This is a genomic window from Chryseobacterium sp. MMO-72, from assembly GCF_037146035.1.
Classification (GTDB): Bacteria; Bacteroidota; Bacteroidia; order Flavobacteriales; family Weeksellaceae; genus Chryseobacterium; species Chryseobacterium indicum.
Genome location: NZ_JBBCWG010000004.1, coordinates 89,525 through 109,359 on the forward strand (window position 1 = coordinate 89,525; position 19,835 = coordinate 109,359).

Consider the following 19,835-nt stretch of genomic DNA (forward strand, 5'->3'; position numbering starts at 1 on the left):
AGTATTACAATTTTACATTTTTGAGAGGTTGATTTGGACGAACTTCCATATCGTTGATAAATACATAATTATCTTTTACAGGTGCTAAAACTTCAACTTTCCCTTCAAATGCTTCTTCATACTCTTTTAAATCATTCCAGGAATCTGGAGCATCTCTATATGCTCTCAAAACCTGTTTTTCATTAAATACTTCTCCTTCATAAATGAAACCTGTTTTCCGATTTCCTCTATAAGTGATTACAACGACTTCTCCAGATTTTATAAAACGGATTCCTACAAGATCCAAATTGATTAGAGTACAGTTGAAGCTTAGATATCCAAAATGCTTTTTTAAATCTGCTTTAAATGGTGGAAAATTTGATCTGTACATTATTTTACGTTATAAGGGTCATCATCTTCTTCCACTCCTGATTTTTTCATTTCTGTATAAAGTGGATTGAGTTCAATATCTGAAGCTGCGATGTATATCATTTCATGTGATATACTATTCAAACTTCTCATAATCCTGCCATCTGCTGTAGTAAGCTTATCGGTTGGATTAAGTACATATCCTTTCAGCTCACAGAACTGATTCAGCTTCTTTTTGAAGCTTGTTGCTGAAATTGTCTTCATTGATGCATTATAGAATTTAATACTCTCATAAGCTTCTTTTTTAATTACATAATTATTTAAGCGGGTATCATCAAAATATCCCTCTGCCCATTCAAGGAAGACCGGTCCCATTTCAGTAATAAGATTTCTCTTTTTGATATTTCCTTGTGGAGCACCGAGTTTGTCTTTTGTACCCAAATAAAACTGGAGACATTGTACAGAAAAATTCAAAAATAAGTTCCATTGCTTATCATCCCATTCTGTAAAAAATCTATTCTGAAAATCGTGAAGTGGTGAGCGCGCTTCCATATCCTCTTTTGCTCCATGATACCAGTCCCCGTAAGCAACAAATAAAAGCCTCTCCATTGTTGAAGAATCCAAACCAAAAGGGGCATAATTTGTGGTTACACAAAACTTTGGCGATTGATGGAAAGGAATCAGATAAGCATTTTGATTTTTAGGATTCACATTAAGATCTCCTGTAATATCAGTAAAAAGCTGATTGAACTGAAATTTTTTGTCCGCATCGTCGAAAAGAACGTAGTCTGTCTGATCAGTGATTCCATCGTAAAGGAAATCGCTATCTAACAGATTTTTTTTTCTTGCGCCCATATATTTAGAGTTCATAAATAATCTGACCGCATTATTAGATAAAAGAGATTTCCCTGATCGACCATGAGATTCATTATCATCAACCACTTCATTATCCATTACATAAACACACCAGGCTTTCGACGGATCTTTGTATCTATGAAGCAGATATCCGTAGGCATAAACTTTATTAGCAAAGTGTAGCTCCTGTTCATAAACCTGATCATCATCTAAACCAGTTGCAGATCCTTCGGTTCTATAAATATCCAGGCAAAAATTATTTTGCTGCAGATAATCATCCCATTTTGACCTAGGCAGACCTTTAATCTCTTCTTTCCAATGCACCCGGCTCGCGTTGATCAGATAATTCATAAAGTCACAGTCTTTACGCAGAATCTTCACATCCCAATTGTTGTTTCCATCTTTCTGTATCTCGAAAAAAGGCTTTCCTTTTATAAGCTTGCCATCCCGATCAACATAATTTGCTTCAAGCCTAATTTCCCTGGTATTAAGACTATGTCTTGTCTGTTTTTTTATGATATTATTTAGAATATCATTTTCCATAACATAGCGGCTATAACCTTTAGTGATTTCTTCTACCCGATCTGCCTTTACTTCCCAGATAAATTTGTCAAAAAATAAATATTGTGTACTAAATGTATGATCTGTAAAATCGAATTCTTTGGTTTCAAGATTAACAAGCTTTTTATCAGAAACAGCTTCGGAGCCAATAAGCATATTTAGCAGATCATCCGGAAACAATACAAGTCCTTTTTCTCTTTGTTTCTGATCTAATAAATTATTAAAGAAATCTTTTATTTCCTGTGCAGATACTTCTTTCAGAATATGTTTATCCTGTTTTACAAAATAATAGCCATCCTTTCTGTTTTCATCCTTTATTCTAAAAAAACCATTCAGCTTCAGGAAATTGAAAGCATTTTTATAATTGATTTTATAGTCGGTAGTTTCGGTTCTTTTATTCCATTTCCCTGACCAGAATTTTGCAGGCCTGGCCAGCTCCAGAAAACGTTCAACTTTTCTTTTGAGATCAGTTTGATTTTCATCATCATAGCTGCTGTTTATTTTCATGAAATCGGTAAAATCCTTCAAAGGATTTCCTCGAAAATCTTTTCTTCTGGTGATTTCTTCCGGAAGCCAAGCTGTCTTAACATCCATGTGCTCCAAAGCTATTTTTTTACCAGCTTCTACTCCTGTAGGATCAAGATCTGGAACATTGATAACTTCATTTGCATGTTTAAACAATAATCCGATTTCGCTTTCAGTGATATCTGCTGTCTCAGAATTGAACCAAACTACCGCATCAGCTTTTCCGGTTGAAGCCATGTTGATAGAATCCCTATCTCCGGAACAGATAATTACTTTCTTAATTTTCTCTATTACTTCTTTTTGCTCTCCCGTAAAGTGGCCGTTTTCATCTAAAACATCTTCCTTCTTAACGGTCATTCTTTTTAGAATATCGAGGCCGAAAATATGCTGCTTTGGTTTTTTACCCAGATAAGAAAAACGATATTTTTTGTCAGCTGATTTTGGCTGATAGATTTTCATCCACTCTCTGGCAGGATTTGCCGGTTCTACAGATACATCTTTTTTAGGTCCGTGTAAAGAAAGTTTTGGTTTTCCACCTCCTTCAGAAATAATGAAAGCTAATACGGGATTTGTATCTGAACTTGTAACCGTGAAAACATCGCAAAATTCTTTTTGTGTATTTTCTGATTTCTTTAACCATGAATAAGATTCCAAAGAGTAAAGACTATATTTTTTACAAATCTCGGAAGTAACTAAGGGACCTAAGGTTTCGAGCTCGTAAGGTGTAAATTCTTTTATTGTATAGGCAAAACCATCATCATTTAATTCCGGACCAGTATATTCACTGAAGCTGCACTTGGTAATATTTTTTGCTTTGGTTTTAGTTTGATCAATTAGATTAAGCTCTTCCCCTAAAGCAAGTAATGCCTCAAAATAAGTTTTACCTGTATAATGCGAATAAATATGAATTGCATGTTTTGATTTTTGGAAAAAGCCTCCGGAATCGCCCCAATCTTTTACGAAATAAATCCCTCCACTTTCATGGATATTCGCACTTTCCGTACCTTCATTTCTTATGCGAAAATGCTTCTTAAGATTTGCATCTGGCAAAAATCTTTGTATTATATCCCAGCCTCCATTGGTTGCTCTAAAAATATCTTCTTGGCTTATTGGAAATGACATGCTTTACTCTTGCTATTAGTTTATTATTACTATACTACTACTTCATCAAGTGCTGTAAGGAAAATTCCGACATATAGAATCTCACTAAGAAACTGCATCCCAGCTTTAATTTCTTCAATAGATTCCGCTTTAAAATCGGTGAATTTTTTATCCGGATTTTTTTGATTCCATTTTTTAAAATCTGAAAGAATATCAGACTTAGTGTTCTGAACTTTTTCTTTAAAAAATTTCTCCTTTCCTTCGGATTTAAAATAACTTTCTGTTTCGGATTTGATAGTTTCTATATTCATGGGTGAAGTTTTGAAAATTTATACGTGCAAGTTCCGCTGCACGACCAAGCGATTCTATTGCTTGGGTTAAGTTGTAAACAGAGTAACCGATTATCTTTACAGCAGTTCGAGTTTGATGATTTTTTTTTATTTTTTTACGATGTTTTTTACTTGCCATCTTCTATTTGATATTTATTTTTGATTTCATATATGTAAAAAGCAACACAATCAACTCCAGAAATTCCATAATCTTTAATTTTCGAAGAAGCTCCGGCATTGTACCAACTTGGTTTTTTAGGAGAACTTCTTGAATATTCCTGATTAAGAAAATTTATTTGTTGTACGATACCATCCTTAAAAGTTTTTAAATCTTTTTCTTCGATTAAAACCCGATCATTAGCAGTAATTAATTCCAAGATTGCAGACTCAAGTTTATTCTTTGCCGAGTAAATTTGACTTACTCTTGTTAGGTATTGTTTCATAAATCTTTGTGAAGTTTGATTAAGTCAATTTCCGTTTTCTGAATATTCACTAAAGCATCAGCAATCTGGCAGACGCTTTTCGCCTGAGCAATGTACGATGGATCCGCTTTCACCTTTTTCAAAGCTTCTAAGAGAGATTCTTTAACTGTTGTATTTTCTTCAGGTAGAGCAATAAAAGATTGTTTTTCTATTGTTGATGGCGGAGAAAATGTACCTTCTTGTTTTTCGTCACTAATAACATCAAGAAACTTCTCTTTGATCTCTTCCGGGAAAAACTGCAACGTTCTGACATCAGTAACAATACAGATACATCCACCAACTTCTTTATACTTTTGAATTTTTATATTTTGTTTGTTATAGTGAATTTTTTTACCCATTAATGAATCTAGTTGAATTTTAGTTGTGCTGTCCATTTTTTTCGATTTTATTAATTTGACGATTGATAGCTCCTTTAAGCTGTATAATTTTTCTAAGTTCTTCAGGAAAGCGATGTAGAGTATTTCTTTCCATAAGTTCTGCATTTGATAATTTTTCAAGATTTTCAATCCTGCAATCCAAAGAATTTCCATTTTTAAAGACTACATTAAATCCTTTTCCAACCTTACCGTTTTTTTTCTCCCAAATCCAAATGTGTTTATAAACTAGCCTTCTATTTTCTGGCAACTTAATCATCCAATAATAGTGTCCGGACGAATCTTTTCTCTTAACTTCCCTGAAAACCTCCTTTGAGTTGTGAGGAATATTATCTTTTTTGAATTGGTTAGCTTTAAATTTTGCCATATGCTCCATTGACATAAAATCTTCAATTTTTTTTCCAGTATTTGGAGGAATGGTTCCTTTCTTAAACATTCCCGCTGATTTTCTCTCTTGAGCAAGTTGTTTAGGAATAATAAGATTTAGCTGCTTTAACCTGTTATTTACACCACATTCTGATTTATTAAAAATTGAAGCTATTTTATGAATGTTTATTTCTAAGTAATTTTTTTTAAGGAAATTATCCTGATCAATTGAAAATGTGGTTTTAAAACCATTTTCGTCTGTTCTAAAAAATGTCATAATCTTGATTTATAATTTTTTAAATACATTATTAATAACCGCTTTTTTCTGATCAAGCGTAGGGTGAACATATAGATTAAGTGTCGTACTAATATTGGAATGACCGAGTAAAACACTTACTGTTTTATAATCCGCCTTAGCTTCAATGCATCGTGTTGCAAAGCTATGTCTGAGTCCATGAAACTTCATATCCGGAATATCCAAATGGCGCATTAAATTTTTATAATAACTTCTGTAAGTTCTAGGTTCCGTGGGCTTTTCGTCGTTTGTCAAAACAAAGAATTCAGGATTCATAATTTTTTTTAATGGCTTTAGAATTCTTATCAGATCCTTAGTCATTGGTATATCGCGCATGGAGTTTTTTGTTTTGGGACTATCAATAAGCAATTCTGTTTTTCGAACATTGTCTTCGATTACATATATTCTCTGAATAGTTTTAGTAATTCTGATCAATCCTTCATCAACATCCAAATCTTTCCAGGTTAGAGCACAAATTTCTCCGATACGCATGCCTGAACTAAGACAGATGAAAATACCAATATTTCGAAAGGTGAAATGTTCCTGGATGTATTCCATTACCTTTTTCTGATGCCCTCTATTCATTACCTCAATTGTATGGGACTCACGAACAGTTGGATATTGAATTGCCCAATCATTAAATTTGATTAATTCGTACTTATTGCCAAACTTCAAAATCATCTTAAGGACAATCAAAATATCTTTAATGCTTTTTTGTGATAAACCTTGATCTAGTTTTTGAAAAACGAACTTCTGGACAGCCAGTTCTTTTATCTCTTCATCATTACCAAAAACTTCTTTTATATGATTTTCATACAATAGTACGTAGGCTGAAAAAGTACTTTTTTTCACAAACCTTTGTTTGTCTTTTTTCCAATTAACATATACTTCATCTAATACCATTAGTAAATATTTTTAAATGGTTTATAAATTGATTCTTCCTGGAAAAGAGTTTCCCCGAAAATCCAGTTTTTATTGTCAGGATCTTTGAATACTTCAGAAAATGCTAAAGTGTCATTTTTTTTATTGACCAGGATATATTTCATTTTAATCTGTTGGGATAAAACATCTCCGTGAAATACATATCCCATTATTCCACGAATAGAAAGATTGAACAAAAGAAGAGGAAGTGATCTGTTAGATAATTCCCAACATACAACAATATTATCTGAAGGAAAATGCATTATTGGATATGCACTGTTCAAACATCTTTGCCACCAATCCATTATAATCATACCGCCATTTCCCGCCGTTGGTTCATAAATAAAACCTTTTTTTTGTCCGGTTAGCTTTGAAGCTATCAACGAAACCGAATTTGGAGTAAAATCCTGTTTTCCCTTTGCTCTTTGAGCAAATTCTTCTTCGTAAGTCTCTTGGAACCAGTCGTAAGACATATCATAATTATTAGCCTCAATAAGAGATAAGTAAATATTATTTCTAGCTTCCAAATCTCCATCTAACACAGTCTTTACTTTTTCTGGCAGATCTAGGATGTCTTCAAGATTGAAAACTTCCATTAGTTTTGATGTAGTCATTCTCTAATTTTATTTAGGTTCAAATAATGTTTTGCCGCAATTAGAACAAGTCCAAGATTTCCGAAGATCCTCTTGATTTCCGCATTCACAGGTACGCCATATTTCGTGATTATGTTCTTTTAAGAGTTTGTTAAAAGAAATATTTCCTGCTTTGGTTCTAAAATCATTAATAGAAAATTGTTTTACAGGTTTTTCACGGAATGATTCAATAAATTTTTTAATTTCGGGATTCATTCAAGTATTGCATAAAAAACCCGACCGACCATCGGTCGGGTAAAAAACTAATAACATAGAAAACTCATTCTATATGAGTTGTGGGAAACGAAGGACTTGCACCTTCATAAGCGCCGCTTACACTGTATCTCAGCTTAAAACACTTATTCTGTCGGATTCCCTTAAAAGTAGCCCAGGGCTTCACAGCAGTGGACTACAAACCTTATAAAATTTAATTGGAATACCCAGGCAAACACCTATACTTCTTCTCTGATTAAATCCTTTCACGATTACTAAGAAAAAATTGCTTTTGATCCTTTTATAAGAAATTTAATCTAAGTGCTTTATTCTTACTGGCTTCTATAAATTTTATCCAGTTTATCGTTCATTACCTCTCTTATCTCGTCGGGAATACTAATCAAACCTTGGTCGTAATACATTCTTAGTTTTCTCGAAAATGCAAATAAGCAGTCTTCCGTTTCAATCTTTTGAATCTGTTTGATAGTACCACGAACATCAATTTTTGTATAAACTAATTTCACCATTCTAAATCCTAAAATACCCCGCCGAAACGGGGTTCGGTTAACTATTATATCAGCCCAATTTTAAACGCTACTCCGGCCAATTCTTGTTTTGTAGTAATTTCCAGTTTTTTATAAAGCCTAGTTCTGTAGATCTCGAAACTTCCTAAAGGAATATCAAGCTCATCAGCAATGACAATATTCTTTTTTGAAGAACTTAGGAGTTTTATTGCTTTTATATCAAAACTTGTAAGTTCTATACCTTTATACTTTAAAGGTTTACAAACAACGCCAAATCCTATACAGTTAGAAATTTTAGGGCATAAAATATTATCCGGGTCAGCTATGCCGTTTTTTAAATCTGGAGTAAAATTTAAACCTCCAAATCGGCATTTTGCCAAAGTTTTCTTTTGATTATACTCATCAGTAAACCAACCGCTAAGAATCTTTTTTGTTTCTGGTTCGTTGTCAAGTATTTCTTTTAAAAAAAATACTTCGTTTTCATGCAAGTCATCATATTTTTTAATACGACCATTGTTAATAGCCATTAATTCATTTAATTCATGATTAAAGAAAATTTCTAGTGCACCATCACACATTCCGGGATAAAGCCTTATTGAGCTCATTTGTATTAATTTAAAATCATTTCATATTTTTCAGCTACCTTCTTCAATGCAGCAATAATTCTCAAGTCACCACTTTTTCTTCGCTTAATAGTTCTGATATTCTCAGCAGTAGCAAAAGGAACAATCTCCATAACCTCGTTGGTATAATTAGCTGGCAAATAGTTATCTATAATTTTAAATGCCTCTTCTATATTGGAATCAATTTTCTTTTGTCGCTTTTTTTTCATTACTTTTGCGTTGCATTTTGTGACATATCGTTGCATTACGTGACAAAGTTACGTATTATATCCAAAGATACAATACGTATCTTGTTAAAATATGTTAAAAAAATATAACTAAATGACAATCAGCGATAAAATTTATAAGTACATGGAAATTAAAGACATGAAGGTTCAAACTTTTTCAGAATTATTAGGAATGAACCGTACCACATTGTCTGCCATGTTAAATGAAAGAAATAGATTTTCTCAGGATTTTTTCGAGGCATTATGTTTAAAATGTCCAGATATTGATCTAAACAGATTGCTAAATCCCGATCATGATAATTTTCTTCAAAAAACGACAGAAACTTCGGATAAGAGCAGAATTAAAGAACTAGAAAATTATATTAAAGAAATTAAAAAAATTGTATCAAAATCTGAAATTTGACACAAATACGACATAATTTTAATTTAAAACATTGATAATCAAAGTGAAAAATAATCCTGTCGAGGTCACAACACCGACATTAGAAGTTTTAACTCTCTTATGTCGGTTTTTTTTATTTCCTAATCCATTGTTATATTGATAGATACACTGAGCGACAATGTTCATTCTAGGTGTTTGAAAACTTTTTCCGTCAAATTCGACTTTTTGGGGAAATATCAAACCCCCAATCGTTCTCTTTGTTTGTAAATCGCCCTGCTGATAAAGGTTTGCCAGGTTTTCCATTGAATCAAGCGCATTTTCTATTTTGGTCTTTATATCTAATTCTTTACTTTCTGAATCTATCAGCTATAGCTCCTGCTCAAGTTGTTCTATTTACGATTTTGTTACTTTTTTGATTTCTTTATATAGTCTTCCTCATCTAATTTATCTGCAACATACTTATCACGTGCACTTGATACCTTTTCGTTAAGCAAATTAATTTCTTTTGAAACTGATTTTCTTTTGTCTTCAATATCGCTAGTAAATTGTTTGTAGTTATCTAAAAGCACTTTCTTTATTAATTCTTTATAACCGGATTATATTCCAGCTTAAACATTTTAAAGCTTAAAGAGTTCATTAAATTTATCCAAGTCAAATCTGAGAAATTTGTATTAATTAATTGATTGTTTAAATTAATCTTTCAGAAAAATACTCGATTTAGTTCCTTAACAGAAATTTTGTATACAATAATTTTCCGCAACTTAGTTGAAGTTCATGAAATTACAAGATAAGAGATTCAATTAAATACCACACGAAAATTTACTAACCATTCCATAATAAATTAATTCAAAATTCAGTAATAATACTGAATTATTTTTACAGAAATTATATTAATATTGTTTTGTTGATAAAGTATAAACTAAACCCATTAGCACAGGTTGGGGATTTATGTTTTTCCCTATGCTTTCATCTGTTGGTCATAATTTAGTCATGATGTTACTAACTATTATTATGCTAACTGAGCATATGGGAACATTATAACTAAAGAATGTTATTGCAATTTTAAAAATATAATCAACTAAAAACTAATAATCTAAATAACCATGAAATTAAAATTTAAAAAACTGATGCTTTTGAGCATTACAACAGCTACTTTACTGGGGCTTACATCTTGTAAAAAAGAAACTTACTCTAATACTAAAACAAGTTTAGCAAGTATTTTTGAAGATTACAATAAGAATAACGAAATTAAAAATACAGTCGATACCATAGTTCTTAACAATGATCAAATGTTTGTTGACTGGTCTTGGCAAAAATTTTTATGGTTAACGTCAAATACCAAAGATAATGTTCCTGTATTTATGAAAGAATTAAAACAGGTTAATGATTTTGGTGAAGAAATAAAAATAGATTCTTTAAAAAAGAAAGGATTACCATCTTCATACATAAAAGATGGTAAATTACCATTAATTTTAGATTTGTATCAACAAGCAGACGGAACAAAATTGAGCAGCAAGAGCAATTCTCTCGTAAGATATTCGATACATGCTAATGACGGAATATTAGAGATGTTTCATTCAGCCGATGCATCATTAATTATTAGCCAAGCAGCTGAAATACTAAAAAATGACAGCTTAAAGCGTTCTATTCGTGAGAGTAAAAATCAATATCCAGTTGGTGCTACCGAAATTAAAATAGCTTGGATAGAAACATCTCAAGTAGTAGATTCTACTAAAACGTTTAATATAACTGCAATTGTTAATAAACCTGATAAAAATTTGCACGAAAATTATAATAACGCTGAGCTAAAAAGAATGTCTATGATTGGCTTTCATATATTTACAGTTACAGCAGAGCACCCTGAAGGCGTGTGGTCAACTTTTGATCAACGAGATTTAGCCCCAGATAGAACAAGTTTTCATGGAGACCCTGTAAATTCTAAATCAGATAAATACACATTATTCGATGGAAACGCTGTTGGAAATACAGAAGATGGAATTATTCAAGATAAAACCACTCTTACTCCAAAAGTTAAAAATAAAGTATTTCAATCCTACCCTGAAGGAGTTAGATACAATCAGGCATCTCAAGGAATGGAGGTTATTAAAGAAGATAAAGAGTTTGCTACAATGATTAAATCTAGTAACGAATTAGCTAAAAAAGCCCTTACGAATGATAAAGTTAAAATATGGGCGAACTATAAATTTGTAGGCTCTATATGGTCAAAAACGAATGCTCCAATTAATGAGTTGCTAGATGGAGATTTATCAAAACCATATGGTACCGGTAATGGGCAAAGTTTTGGTAGTTTAGATTTAGCAAATGTCACTATGGAAACCACATTCCAAGCAGAAGGAATGAATTGTTTTACTTGTCACTCTATGAATAATAATTTATATAGGACAAATACATCAAAAAAAATAAATGTTAAGTCTCCTTTGATTAACTCGCACTTATTTGAAAAATATGCAGAATTAAAAGCAGCATTATTAGCAAGTCAGGGAGCAGCCCAAACTTACATTAATAAAAAATCGAATACTAATACAATGAAATCTTCTAATAATATAGATGTAATTAATAAGTTAAAAAATAACATAAGGGAATCATCTCGTGAAGAAGCTAGAGAATTACTTAAAAAGTAGTTATAATACCCTTAAAATACTGGATCGATATTTAATTTTAGGTAATTGTATAATTAAATGTACCACGTTTCATCTTTACTTATATCCTATTAACTACGTACAATTAAAATATTCTTCGTAAAATTTCTATGAAAAGGTGGAAGCCAATCTAAGTAAAATAAAGTAAAACTATTTCAATTTAGATTGTTTCAACTATTTAAAATTATATTGCAAAAAATCTTCTTAATTACGAGAAATTTAATGCTAGATTTCGAATAGCCAATCCTTGTTTAATCTGGCTTAATCGAATAAAATCATCGACAAAAGTGTTTGAAGATACGCTCGTTAAGGTCACAAAAACCCAAAAGCGCCAACTAAAAACAGTTGGCGCTTTTTTATTTAACATTTCTTGTAATTAGTTCTTCCTCAGGAAACCTATTTCACCTACCCGCCTAAACAGTAAAATTTCACTATGAAACATTTTATTGAACGGGTAAAATGAGCAGGAACACTAAACTATAAATGGAGTTTCGGTTTTTATTATTTCATTAATTTTTTTATTATATGCAATCCGGTTGATATTTCCTGAATTATTTCGTCGTGTAATATTGAAAAATCTACATTTTGGTCAGTCTTATTTTCCCAGTATATTACCTTTTCCGAAAGTTTTATCAATCCGGCTGTTCCGGCTGTTCCCTTCAGTTTATGAAGACTTTTTTTCAGATCATCCATATTTCTTTCTGCAACAGACCGCTTTATATTATTTTCTGCCTGAGTAAGCTCGGTAATCACCAGATTTAAAAATATTCCTTTGAAATCTTCATCATCACCTGTTTGCTGTTGTAAAAACTCCATATCTAGGTTGCTTTCAGCAGTTACATCATGCTCCACATCCGTTTCTTTTTCCGAAATATATTTGCTCAACATTTCCAAAAGTTCAGCTTGACGTAATGGCTTCGGAAGGAAATCATTCATCCCGGATTGCAGGCATTTTTCTTTTTCTCCAAATGTTGTTCCGGCTGTAACTCCTAGGATAGGAATTGTTTGATATTCCGGAAGTTTTCTAATTTCCCTTGTTGCTTCAATACCGTCCATTACCGGCATCTGGACATCCATCAGGATAAGAGAAAAGCTCTGTTTTCTGCATTCTTCAAGTGCTTCCAGTCCATTTACAGCTTCCGTAAGCTGTACATCAGGAATAAGGGATTGCATTATTCTGCTGTTAAGCAGCATATTCACAGGATTGTCGTCCACTAATAAAACATGAAGACCAGGCGCATGTAAAGAAGGTTCTGTTTTTGTTTCCGTAGCTGTCGGCAGTTGTTTTTCATTATTTTCTGTCGCCCTCCTTAAAGTTTTATATAGATCTTCGGATTTAATCGGCTTTAATAAAAAATAAGAGTTTTCTTCCTGTCGGAAGGAGTTGATAACATCATGTTCTTCTGAAGATGTATGAAGGATCACCAATGGAGAAGTTTCTTTCTGTTTACCAAATAACCCCTTAATTTTTTCAATTGTTTCCAGCCCAGAAATAACGGGCATATGATAATCCATGAGAATAATATCAAAACGTTCTCCCGCTAACAAAATCTGTAAAGCTTCCATCCCATTGGCAGCCAGCCTGGATTCTATATTTTTATAAGCCAGCATATGCTGCAGAATAATTCTGTTTGCTTCGTTATCGTCAACAACAAGTACTTTGCTGATCTTCAGTTCTTCATCTTTATTTGCCGCAGACATTTCATACGGAACCTCAATATCGAAGAAAAATACAGATCCTTTGTGAAGTGTACTTTTTAACCTGAGTTCACTTCCCATATAGCCCAGAATATTATTTGAAATGGTAAGCCCGAGTCCGGTTCCTCCGTAACGTTTGCTGATGGAGCTGTTTTCCTGTGTGAAAGCATTAAAAATAGACTGCTGTTTTTCAACGGGTATTCCAATTCCGGTATCCCGCACTGCGAAACGGAGCCGTATTTTCTCATGATCCATCCATTGTTTTTCTACTTTCAGCTCTATTTCTCCCTGTTCTGTAAATTTTACAGCATTTCCTAAGAGGTTGATAAGGATCTGCTTCATTCGGGATTCATCAATCAGGATCGTTTCCGGTAAACCGGGTTCAATATTCAGCAATAATTCTATATCTTTTTTTTGGGACTGGTATAGAATCACGTTGATGACCTGGCTTACCATATCATAAACATTACTTTTATCAATCAAAAGATCCATTTTTCCGGATTCAATTTTAGAGAAATCTAAAATATCATTAATGATCGTAAGTAAGTTCTCCCCCGATTCGTTAATATAGTTGAGATACTGCATTTGTATCTCGTTAAGCGGAGTCTTTAATAATAGATCTGAAAAGCCGATCACACCATTTAACGGCGTACGGATCTCGTGGCTCATGTTGGCAAGAAATTCCGATTTTGCCTTGCTTGCAATGTCAGCCATTTTTTTGGCCTCCTTCAGTTCATTGTTTGTTTTTACCGTATCGCTTATATTCTGTACAGAAATAATGATCCCACCAGTAACTCCGTCTGAAAGATACCATGGTCTTACTTCTAGGTTATAATACTGAAGACCGTCTTCCTGCTCCAGCACAAAGTTTTCGTTTTTATAGGTCTTTCCTCTTAATGCATTAAAATAAATCTCTTTCCTTTCTTTCGGGACATTGGGTGAAACTGTAAAAATGTTCTGACCGATAAGATCAAGATGATTCATATGAAATTCATCCTTCCAGCTGCTGCTTACGGATATATAATTAAGGTCTTTATCAAACATGGCAACCGCAGTGGGTACGTAAGTTACAAAAGACTGAAGCATTGCTTCTTTTCTTGCCAGTTCCAGATATATATTTTTAAAAGCATTGATATCCTGAATAATTCCGAAAATCTTTGTACATACGCCATCTTCTAATTCCGGAATTCCTTTTACCCTAACCCAAATCATAACGCCATCATTACGTATAAGCTGAAACTCTTCATCATAGGCTATTCCTTCTGATACAGCTCTTTCGAATAAAAATCTCATTCTGGACCGGTCTTCTTCTTTATAAAACTGCAAGGCACTTTCAAAATCAGGCTGCAGCCCCGGATCTATTCTATGAATTTCTTTTGTCGTCTGCGACCAGAATACAGAATTATTTTTCAGATTCACTTCCCATCCTCCTACCTGAGCAACAGCGCTTGTTTGCTCAAGTATTTTTTTCGTGTACAAAAGGTCACTTTCCAACATCATCCTTTCGGTTATATTAAGTGCCGTACTTAGTACATAAGGCTGTCCTTCCCTATTAATCTCCACTCTATTATGATACATCCAGACAAGCTCCTTTCCCTCCTTTGTTTTCAGGATCATTGTTCCAATGTCTTCCTTATTCTGATTAATCTTCTGTAAATAATCTTCCAGCAGCTTCCAGTTTTTTTCGGGGACAAGATCTTTTAAATTCAATCCCGTGACTTCATTTTCAGAATAATGCAAAATTTCTCTGCCCTTTCTGTTGACCTCAAGAATATTACCTTCCATATCATGCATACTCATCAATCCGATAGCATTTTCAAAAAAGCTTCTGAAACGGCGTTCTGATCTTTCCATCTGCAGTTTCTCTTCAATATACTGAGTAATATTGGTTCCGAAGCAAAAAATCTCAGAATGACTATGATTCCGTTTCATATACCATTCGATGATTACCTGTTGGCTTTCATCCATCTTTGTAGAAGTCGTTAACATCAATTCTTCACCATTCTGAAGGAAATTTCTGACTTTCAGCTTAATATCTTCACTCTGATCTCCCAGAAGTTTTAAAAAATCAAGATGATATGGCTTGCTGTTATTTTCAAGATGGAATGCCTTTTCAAAAGCAGGATTTATATCTTTGATAATCAGATTATCATCCAGTACACAAATAGGATTATTCGAAACAGTAAAGATCTGCTGAAAATATTCTGCGTGAACATTTTTTCTTTTAGCCATTAAAAGTCTGGTAACTGCTTCTCCCAATTTCTTAAGAGTAGAAATCTGCTCTTCAGATAATGATTTCGGCTCGTAATCGAAAACCCAGAGTGTTCCTAAAGCAAAACCTTCGTCATCCAAAAGCGGAACTCCCGCGTAAAAACGAATACCCGCTTCAATAATCAGCGGATTGCCAGATGATCTTTCGTCTGATAAAGTGTCGTTAATAACAATTGTTTGTCCTGTAGCAACAGAATATTGACAGACTGTATTTTTACGGTCTACTTTATCCAGAGATATCCCGATACAGCTTTGTATCATTTGGGTTTCGCTTTCCATAATGGCAATGAGCGCATTTTGGCAGCCGGAAATAAGACATGCTGTTTCTGTAAAAACGTCCAGCTGAGAATCTTTAGATAAGTTCAACAAATCAAAAAGTTCCAGCTTTTTCATCCTTTCTTTTTCGTTATCAGGAACCATATAATCGCTCATATTATTAACCATAAATCATTATAACTCTAAATATAATAAGAAAATTTATATAAAAAGTTTTTTTTGGCAAATATGAGCATTATATCTCACAACAACGAGACAAGCAATTACTTTTTAAAAGGCTTCTGGCATTTTATTCTTAAATATTATTTTTATATGCAAATCTCAGATGCAGAACAAAGTTTCAATCCTGTTTCGCTGTTTTTTGAATAAGCGTAATTAAGGAACAGATCATCGAAGATGTTTTTATATTAAGTATTCCTAATTTTCAGAAGCAGGTTATCTTATTATCTCTACTAAAATCGTTTAAAAAGACAGAAGCATCTAAAGATTTTAAAGCTGAAATTTTATAAAGAGCTTAAAGCCAGTGGAGAAAGTTTTATTACGCAAGATGGTGAATTACGAGATTAATAAGAAGAGCAATTATGCGAATCTGATGACACTTATATTTAACATAAAAATCTTGGTTATCTCATATAATGTTCTTAAATTTAATGTAGATTAAGTTTGTTAGTATAGTTCATTCTAAATGAATATTATTTAATACACCTCCAAATTCACCCAATCATGAAAAAACAAATCTTTATCTCCGCTCTGGTTCTGGGAACAGTTGCTTTAGGAACCAATCTTGTTTTGGCGCAAAATTCTGATCACGCCAGTTCAACAGTAAATATTATTTTAGCAGATGTTATTTCAATGGATATGGGAACTGCAGCTTCAGGCAACGCTGTAGATTTTAACTATGCGAATACAGCAGATTATAATTCTTCAAAAAATGTGACGGTTCCCAATAGCTTAGTCATCATTTCCTCTAAAAATTTTGATATAAAAGTAAAATCTGAGGGCGCAAACTTTGTAAGCGGCACCAACGTAATTCCAGTAGATGTATTACAGGTAAAAGCAATACCCGGCGGAAGTTTATCCGGAACTCTCAATGAGGTCACCTTATCTACAGCCGATCAGGTTCTGGTAGGTAACGCCGCTTCAGGCGCGAAACAAACTTTAAATATTGCTTATTCTATTTCAGCACAAAAAGCATCGAATGTCCTTCTGGGAAAACCTAAAGGCACCTATACACAAACGGTAACTTATACTGCCACTGCACTGTAAGTAAACGTCAGTTTTTAAATAAGCCCTCAACACTTTTTGTATTGAGGGCTTTTCTATTTGACACAAATAATTGATCGTGTAGTTATTTTACTACATGAACTTCCGTTTTCCACTACAAAGAAAATTTTTTCGCCGACATAAATTTGCAGTGTTCAAAGAGAACAAATAAACAAGAATAAAAATTAAAAATAAATATCATGACAAAACAAATTGCAATCACAGCATTAACTATCGGAGCATTCATCTTAGGAACTAACAACGCTCAGGCGCAGAACACCACTGCAACAACAACGGTAAACATTACCCTAAATGATGTAATCTCTATTGATGCAGGAAGTACTGCAATCGGGAACACTGTAGATTTCAACTACGTTACTGCAGCAGACTATAACTCAGATCAAACAGTAACAAAAGCCAACTCATTAAAAGTGACTTCAACAAAGAATTTTAATGTGAAAGTAAAAGCAGGAGGTGCTAATTTTATGAATGGAACCAACCTAATCCCTGTCAGCGTATTAACAATTAAAGCAGCTACCGCTTCCGGAACTATGGGAGGAACAAAAAGTGCTGTTGTTTTATCCGCAACAGATCAGACATTAGTATCAAACGCTCCGCTTGGAAGTGCCTTAACACTGAATTTAGACTATACCATTCCTGCAGCGAAGTCTTCTTCTTCTGACATCTTAGGTAAACCGGCAGGAACTTACACGCAGACCGTAACTTATACTGCAACAGCTTTATAATAAAAACACAGAAATTCATATGCGCCCTAAACACTTAGAAAAGTATTAAGGGCGCATATCATTAAATACTAAATATCATGATAAAACAAATTGCAATCGCAGCCTTAACAATCGGAGCATTCATATTAGGAACCAACAATGTTCAGGCTCAGAATACAACTGCAACAACAACCGTAAACATTACTCTGAACGATGTAATCTCTATTGATGCCGGAAGTACTGCAATTGGTAACACTGTTAACTTCAACTACGCTACTGCAACAGACTACAATTCTGACCAAACTGTTACCAAAGCCAACTCTTTGAAGGTTACTTCAACAAAGAATTTTAATGTGAAAGTAAAAGCAGGAGGTGCGAATTTCGTGAATGGAACCAACCTAATCCCTGTTAGCGTATTGACAATTAAAGCAGCTACCGCTCCCGGAACTATGGGAGGAACAAAAAATGCTGTTGTTTTATCTTCAACAGATCAGACGTTAGTATCAAACGCTCCGCTTGGAAGCGCATTAACGCTGAATTTGGACTACACCATTCCGGCAGCAAAGTCGTCGTCTTCTGACATCTTAGGTAAGCCGGCAGGAACTTACACGCAGACCGTAACCTATACTGCAACAGCTTTATAATAAAAACACAAATTTATATACGCCCTCAATACCTTTCTAAGTGTTGAGGGTTTTCTATTCAAAAAAAAGAATAATCCTGTAGTTATTTTACTACATCAACTTCCAGCTTCCATTACAGAGAAAATTTTTTCGCCGACATAAATTTGTAGTGTTCAAAAGGGAACAAATTAACAAGAATAAAAATTAAATATTACAATATCATGACAAAACAAATTGCAATCGCAGCATTAACTATCGGAGCATTCATTTTAGGAACTAACAATGCTCAGGCTCAGAACACCACTGCAACAACAACCGTAAACATTACCCTAAGCGATGTAATCTCTATCGATGCAGGGAGTACTGCAATCGGGAACACTGTAGATTTCAACTACGTTACCGCATCAGACTATAATTCAGATCAAACAGTAACAAAAGCCAACTCATTAAAAGTTACTTCAACAAAGAATTTTAATGTGAAAGTAAAAGCAGGAGGAGCGAATTTCATGAATGGAACAAACCTAATCCCTGTCAGCGTATTAACAATTAAAGCAGCTACCGCTTCAGGAACTATGGGAGGAACAAAAAGTGCTGTTGTTTTATCTTCATCAGATCAGACATTAGTATCAAACGCTCCGCTTGGAAGTGCCTTAACACTGAACTTGGATTACACCATTCCAGCAGCGAAGTCGTCGTCTTCTGACATCTTAGGTAAACCGGCAGGAACGTACACGCAGACCGTAACTTATACTGCAACAGCTTTATAATAAAAACACAAATTTATATACGCCCTCAATACCTTTCTAAGTGTTGAGGGTTTTCTATTCAAGAAAAGAATAATCCTGTAGTTATTTTACTACATCAACTTCCAGCTTACATTACAGAGAAAATTTTTTCGCCGACATAAATTTGTAGTGTTCAAAGGGAACAAATTAACAAGAATAAAAAATTAAAAATAAATATCATGATAAAACAAATTGCAATCACAGCCTTAACAATCGGAGCAAGTATATTAGGAACCAACAATGTTCAGGCTCAGAATACAACTGCAACAACAACCGTAAACATTACTCTGAACGACGTAATCTCTATTGATGCCGGAAGTACTGCAATTGGTAACACTGTTAACTTCAACTACGCTACTTCAACAGACTATAACTCGGATCAAACCGTTAACAAAGCCAACTCATTAAAAGTTACCTCAACAAAGAATTTTAATGTGAAAGTAAAAGCAGGAGGTACGAATTTCGTGAATGGAACCAACCTAATTCCTGTCAATGTATTAACAATTAAAGCAGCTGCAGCTCCCGGAACTATGGGAGGAACAAAAAGTGCTGTTGTTTTATCTTCAACAGATCAGACGTTAGTATCAAACGCTCCGCTTGGAAGCGCATTAACGCTGAATTTGGACTATACCATTCCGGCAGCAAAGTCTTCTTCTTCTGACATCTTAGGTAAGCCGGCAGGAACTTACACACAGACAGTAACTTATACTGCAACAGCTTTATAATAATTTTTTTCAGTTTGTAAGGGGCATTTTGTTACGTTTTCAGTAGTTTTG

Annotated in this window: 22 protein-coding genes; 7 read left to right on the plus strand and 15 right to left on the minus strand. The window is 33.7% G+C overall.

Annotation, left to right across the window (positions count from 1 at the left end; genetic code table 11):
* Positions 1-4 precede the first annotated feature (4 nt).
* The 12 genes from WFH39_RS07490 to WFH39_RS07545 form a co-directional block, all read right to left on the minus strand.
* Positions 5-370 (minus strand): hypothetical protein, encoded by a 366-nt coding sequence (locus WFH39_RS07490; RefSeq protein ID WP_336689404.1) that lies wholly within the window; start codon positions 368-370, stop codon positions 5-7.
* On the minus strand, positions 370-3,411 hold the full coding sequence (locus tag WFH39_RS07495) for a hypothetical protein (RefSeq protein WP_336689405.1): 3,042 nt from the start codon (positions 3,409-3,411) through the stop codon (positions 370-372). Before WFH39_RS07495 ends, WFH39_RS07490 begins: the two co-directional genes overlap by 1 nt.
* Before the next feature lie 29 nt (positions 3,412-3,440).
* Positions 3,441-3,701 carry a hypothetical protein gene (locus WFH39_RS07500; protein WP_336689406.1) on the minus strand — a complete coding sequence of 87 codons (261 nt, stop codon included), beginning with the start codon at positions 3,699-3,701 and terminating at the stop codon, positions 3,441-3,443.
* A 146-nt stretch (positions 3,702-3,847) separates the two neighbouring features.
* Complete coding sequence (locus tag WFH39_RS07505) at positions 3,848-4,162, minus strand: hypothetical protein (protein ID WP_336689407.1); 315 nt, start codon at positions 4,160-4,162, stop codon at positions 3,848-3,850.
* Positions 4,159-4,575 carry a hypothetical protein gene (locus tag WFH39_RS07510; RefSeq protein WP_336689408.1) on the minus strand — a complete coding sequence of 139 codons (417 nt, stop codon included), beginning with the start codon at positions 4,573-4,575 and terminating at the stop codon, positions 4,159-4,161. The genes WFH39_RS07505 and WFH39_RS07510 overlap by 4 nt, the downstream gene beginning before the upstream one ends.
* Positions 4,559-5,218 (minus strand): HNH endonuclease signature motif containing protein, encoded by a 660-nt coding sequence (locus WFH39_RS07515; protein WP_336689409.1) that lies wholly within the window; start codon positions 5,216-5,218, stop codon positions 4,559-4,561. The genes WFH39_RS07510 and WFH39_RS07515 overlap by 17 nt, the downstream gene beginning before the upstream one ends.
* A 9-nt stretch (positions 5,219-5,227) precedes the next feature.
* Positions 5,228-6,139, minus strand: a complete 912-nt coding sequence (locus WFH39_RS07520; RefSeq protein WP_336689410.1) for a tyrosine-type recombinase/integrase — start codon at positions 6,137-6,139, stop codon at positions 5,228-5,230.
* A complete protein-coding gene (locus WFH39_RS07525; RefSeq protein ID WP_336689411.1) occupies positions 6,139-6,771 on the minus strand; it encodes an N-6 DNA methylase in 633 nt (210 codons plus the stop codon). Before WFH39_RS07525 ends, WFH39_RS07520 begins: the two co-directional genes overlap by 1 nt.
* Positions 6,772-6,780: 9 nt before the next feature.
* Positions 6,781-7,005, minus strand: coding sequence for a hypothetical protein (locus WFH39_RS07530; protein WP_336689412.1), 225 nt, complete (start codon positions 7,003-7,005; stop codon positions 6,781-6,783).
* 329 nt (positions 7,006-7,334) lie between these two features.
* The gene (locus WFH39_RS07535; protein WP_336689413.1) at positions 7,335-7,529 is read right to left on the minus strand and encodes a hypothetical protein; all 195 of its coding nucleotides are present in this window, start codon (positions 7,527-7,529) and stop codon (positions 7,335-7,337) included.
* A 44-nt stretch (positions 7,530-7,573) separates the two neighbouring features.
* Entirely contained in the window at positions 7,574-8,131 is a 558-nt protein-coding gene (locus WFH39_RS07540) for a helix-turn-helix transcriptional regulator (protein ID WP_336689414.1), read from the minus strand.
* Between the two features lie 5 nt (positions 8,132-8,136).
* Complete coding sequence (locus tag WFH39_RS07545; protein ID WP_336689415.1) at positions 8,137-8,358, minus strand: hypothetical protein; 222 nt, start codon at positions 8,356-8,358, stop codon at positions 8,137-8,139.
* 142 nt (positions 8,359-8,500) lie between these two features.
* On the opposite strand from WFH39_RS07545, the gene WFH39_RS07550 reads away from it, so the two are divergent.
* Complete coding sequence (locus WFH39_RS07550) at positions 8,501-8,779, plus strand: hypothetical protein (protein WP_336689416.1); 279 nt, start codon at positions 8,501-8,503, stop codon at positions 8,777-8,779.
* A gap of 18 nt (positions 8,780-8,797) precedes the next feature.
* On the opposite strand, the gene WFH39_RS07555 is transcribed toward WFH39_RS07550, so the two are convergent.
* Both WFH39_RS07555 and WFH39_RS07560 read right to left on the minus strand, forming a co-directional pair.
* Positions 8,798-9,061 carry a hypothetical protein gene (locus WFH39_RS07555; RefSeq protein ID WP_336689417.1) on the minus strand — a complete coding sequence of 88 codons (264 nt, stop codon included), beginning with the start codon at positions 9,059-9,061 and terminating at the stop codon, positions 8,798-8,800.
* Between the two features lie 101 nt (positions 9,062-9,162).
* Positions 9,163-9,327, minus strand: coding sequence for a hypothetical protein (locus WFH39_RS07560; protein ID WP_214589456.1), 165 nt, complete (start codon positions 9,325-9,327; stop codon positions 9,163-9,165).
* Between the two features lie 534 nt (positions 9,328-9,861).
* On the opposite strand from WFH39_RS07560, the gene WFH39_RS07565 reads away from it, so the two are divergent.
* Complete coding sequence (locus WFH39_RS07565) at positions 9,862-11,400, plus strand: hypothetical protein (protein ID WP_336689418.1); 1,539 nt, start codon at positions 9,862-9,864, stop codon at positions 11,398-11,400.
* 519 nt (positions 11,401-11,919) lie between these two features.
* Here the strand turns inward: WFH39_RS07565 and WFH39_RS07570 are convergent.
* Positions 11,920-15,819 carry a response regulator gene (locus tag WFH39_RS07570; RefSeq protein ID WP_336689419.1) on the minus strand — a complete coding sequence of 1,300 codons (3,900 nt, stop codon included), beginning with the start codon at positions 15,817-15,819 and terminating at the stop codon, positions 11,920-11,922.
* A gap of 567 nt (positions 15,820-16,386) precedes the next feature.
* On the opposite strand from WFH39_RS07570, the gene WFH39_RS07575 reads away from it, so the two are divergent.
* The 5 genes from WFH39_RS07575 to WFH39_RS07595 all read left to right on the plus strand — a co-directional run bounded on the left by WFH39_RS07575 (position 16,387) and on the right by WFH39_RS07595 (position 19,784).
* The gene (locus tag WFH39_RS07575) at positions 16,387-16,929 is read left to right on the plus strand and encodes a peptidoglycan-binding protein LysM (protein ID WP_336689420.1); all 543 of its coding nucleotides are present in this window, start codon (positions 16,387-16,389) and stop codon (positions 16,927-16,929) included.
* A 197-nt stretch (positions 16,930-17,126) separates the two neighbouring features.
* The gene (locus WFH39_RS07580) at positions 17,127-17,672 is read left to right on the plus strand and encodes a peptidoglycan-binding protein LysM (RefSeq protein ID WP_336689421.1); all 546 of its coding nucleotides are present in this window, start codon (positions 17,127-17,129) and stop codon (positions 17,670-17,672) included.
* Positions 17,673-17,749: 77 nt separating this feature from the next.
* Positions 17,750-18,295: a peptidoglycan-binding protein LysM gene (locus WFH39_RS07585; protein ID WP_336689422.1), complete on the plus strand. Its 546-nt coding sequence runs from the start codon at positions 17,750-17,752 to the stop codon at positions 18,293-18,295.
* 200 nt (positions 18,296-18,495) lie between these two features.
* Positions 18,496-19,041, plus strand: a complete 546-nt coding sequence (locus tag WFH39_RS07590; protein WP_336689423.1) for a peptidoglycan-binding protein LysM — start codon at positions 18,496-18,498, stop codon at positions 19,039-19,041.
* 197 nt (positions 19,042-19,238) lie between these two features.
* Positions 19,239-19,784, plus strand: coding sequence for a peptidoglycan-binding protein LysM (locus tag WFH39_RS07595; RefSeq protein WP_336689424.1), 546 nt, complete (start codon positions 19,239-19,241; stop codon positions 19,782-19,784).
* Positions 19,785-19,835: the final 51 nt, after the last annotated feature.

What these genes read in the sequence shown, in the direction of transcription:
- WFH39_RS07490 (WP_336689404.1), bottom strand. Translation starts at nt 370, where the DNA reads ATGTACAGATCAAATTTTCCACCATTTAAAGCAGATTTAAAAAAGCAT.
- WFH39_RS07495 (WP_336689405.1), bottom strand. Translation starts at nt 3,411, where the DNA reads ATGTCATTTCCAATAAGCCAAGAAGATATTTTTAGAGCAACCAATGGA.
- WFH39_RS07500 (WP_336689406.1), bottom strand. Translation starts at nt 3,701, where the DNA reads ATGAATATAGAAACTATCAAATCCGAAACAGAAAGTTATTTTAAATCC.
- WFH39_RS07505 (WP_336689407.1), bottom strand. Translation starts at nt 4,162, where the DNA reads ATGAAACAATACCTAACAAGAGTAAGTCAAATTTACTCGGCAAAGAAT.
- WFH39_RS07510 (WP_336689408.1), bottom strand. Translation starts at nt 4,575, where the DNA reads ATGGACAGCACAACTAAAATTCAACTAGATTCATTAATGGGTAAAAAA.
- WFH39_RS07515 (WP_336689409.1), bottom strand. Translation starts at nt 5,218, where the DNA reads ATGACATTTTTTAGAACAGACGAAAATGGTTTTAAAACCACATTTTCA.
- WFH39_RS07520 (WP_336689410.1), bottom strand. Translation starts at nt 6,139, where the DNA reads ATGGTATTAGATGAAGTATATGTTAATTGGAAAAAAGACAAACAAAGG.
- WFH39_RS07525 (WP_336689411.1), bottom strand. Translation starts at nt 6,771, where the DNA reads ATGACTACATCAAAACTAATGGAAGTTTTCAATCTTGAAGACATCCTA.
- WFH39_RS07530 (WP_336689412.1), bottom strand. Translation starts at nt 7,005, where the DNA reads ATGAATCCCGAAATTAAAAAATTTATTGAATCATTCCGTGAAAAACCT.
- WFH39_RS07535 (WP_336689413.1), bottom strand. Translation starts at nt 7,529, where the DNA reads ATGGTGAAATTAGTTTATACAAAAATTGATGTTCGTGGTACTATCAAA.
- WFH39_RS07540 (WP_336689414.1), bottom strand. Translation starts at nt 8,131, where the DNA reads ATGAGCTCAATAAGGCTTTATCCCGGAATGTGTGATGGTGCACTAGAA.
- WFH39_RS07545 (WP_336689415.1), bottom strand. Translation starts at nt 8,358, where the DNA reads ATGAAAAAAAAGCGACAAAAGAAAATTGATTCCAATATAGAAGAGGCA.
- WFH39_RS07550 (WP_336689416.1), top strand. Translation starts at nt 8,501, where the DNA reads ATGGAAATTAAAGACATGAAGGTTCAAACTTTTTCAGAATTATTAGGA.
- WFH39_RS07555 (WP_336689417.1), bottom strand. Translation starts at nt 9,061, where the DNA reads ATGGAAAACCTGGCAAACCTTTATCAGCAGGGCGATTTACAAACAAAG.
- WFH39_RS07565 (WP_336689418.1), top strand. Translation starts at nt 9,862, where the DNA reads ATGAAATTAAAATTTAAAAAACTGATGCTTTTGAGCATTACAACAGCT.
- WFH39_RS07570 (WP_336689419.1), bottom strand. Translation starts at nt 15,819, where the DNA reads ATGAGCGATTATATGGTTCCTGATAACGAAAAAGAAAGGATGAAAAAG.
- WFH39_RS07575 (WP_336689420.1), top strand. Translation starts at nt 16,387, where the DNA reads ATGAAAAAACAAATCTTTATCTCCGCTCTGGTTCTGGGAACAGTTGCT.
- WFH39_RS07580 (WP_336689421.1), top strand. Translation starts at nt 17,127, where the DNA reads ATGACAAAACAAATTGCAATCACAGCATTAACTATCGGAGCATTCATC.
- WFH39_RS07585 (WP_336689422.1), top strand. Translation starts at nt 17,750, where the DNA reads ATGATAAAACAAATTGCAATCGCAGCCTTAACAATCGGAGCATTCATA.
- WFH39_RS07590 (WP_336689423.1), top strand. Translation starts at nt 18,496, where the DNA reads ATGACAAAACAAATTGCAATCGCAGCATTAACTATCGGAGCATTCATT.
- WFH39_RS07595 (WP_336689424.1), top strand. Translation starts at nt 19,239, where the DNA reads ATGATAAAACAAATTGCAATCACAGCCTTAACAATCGGAGCAAGTATA.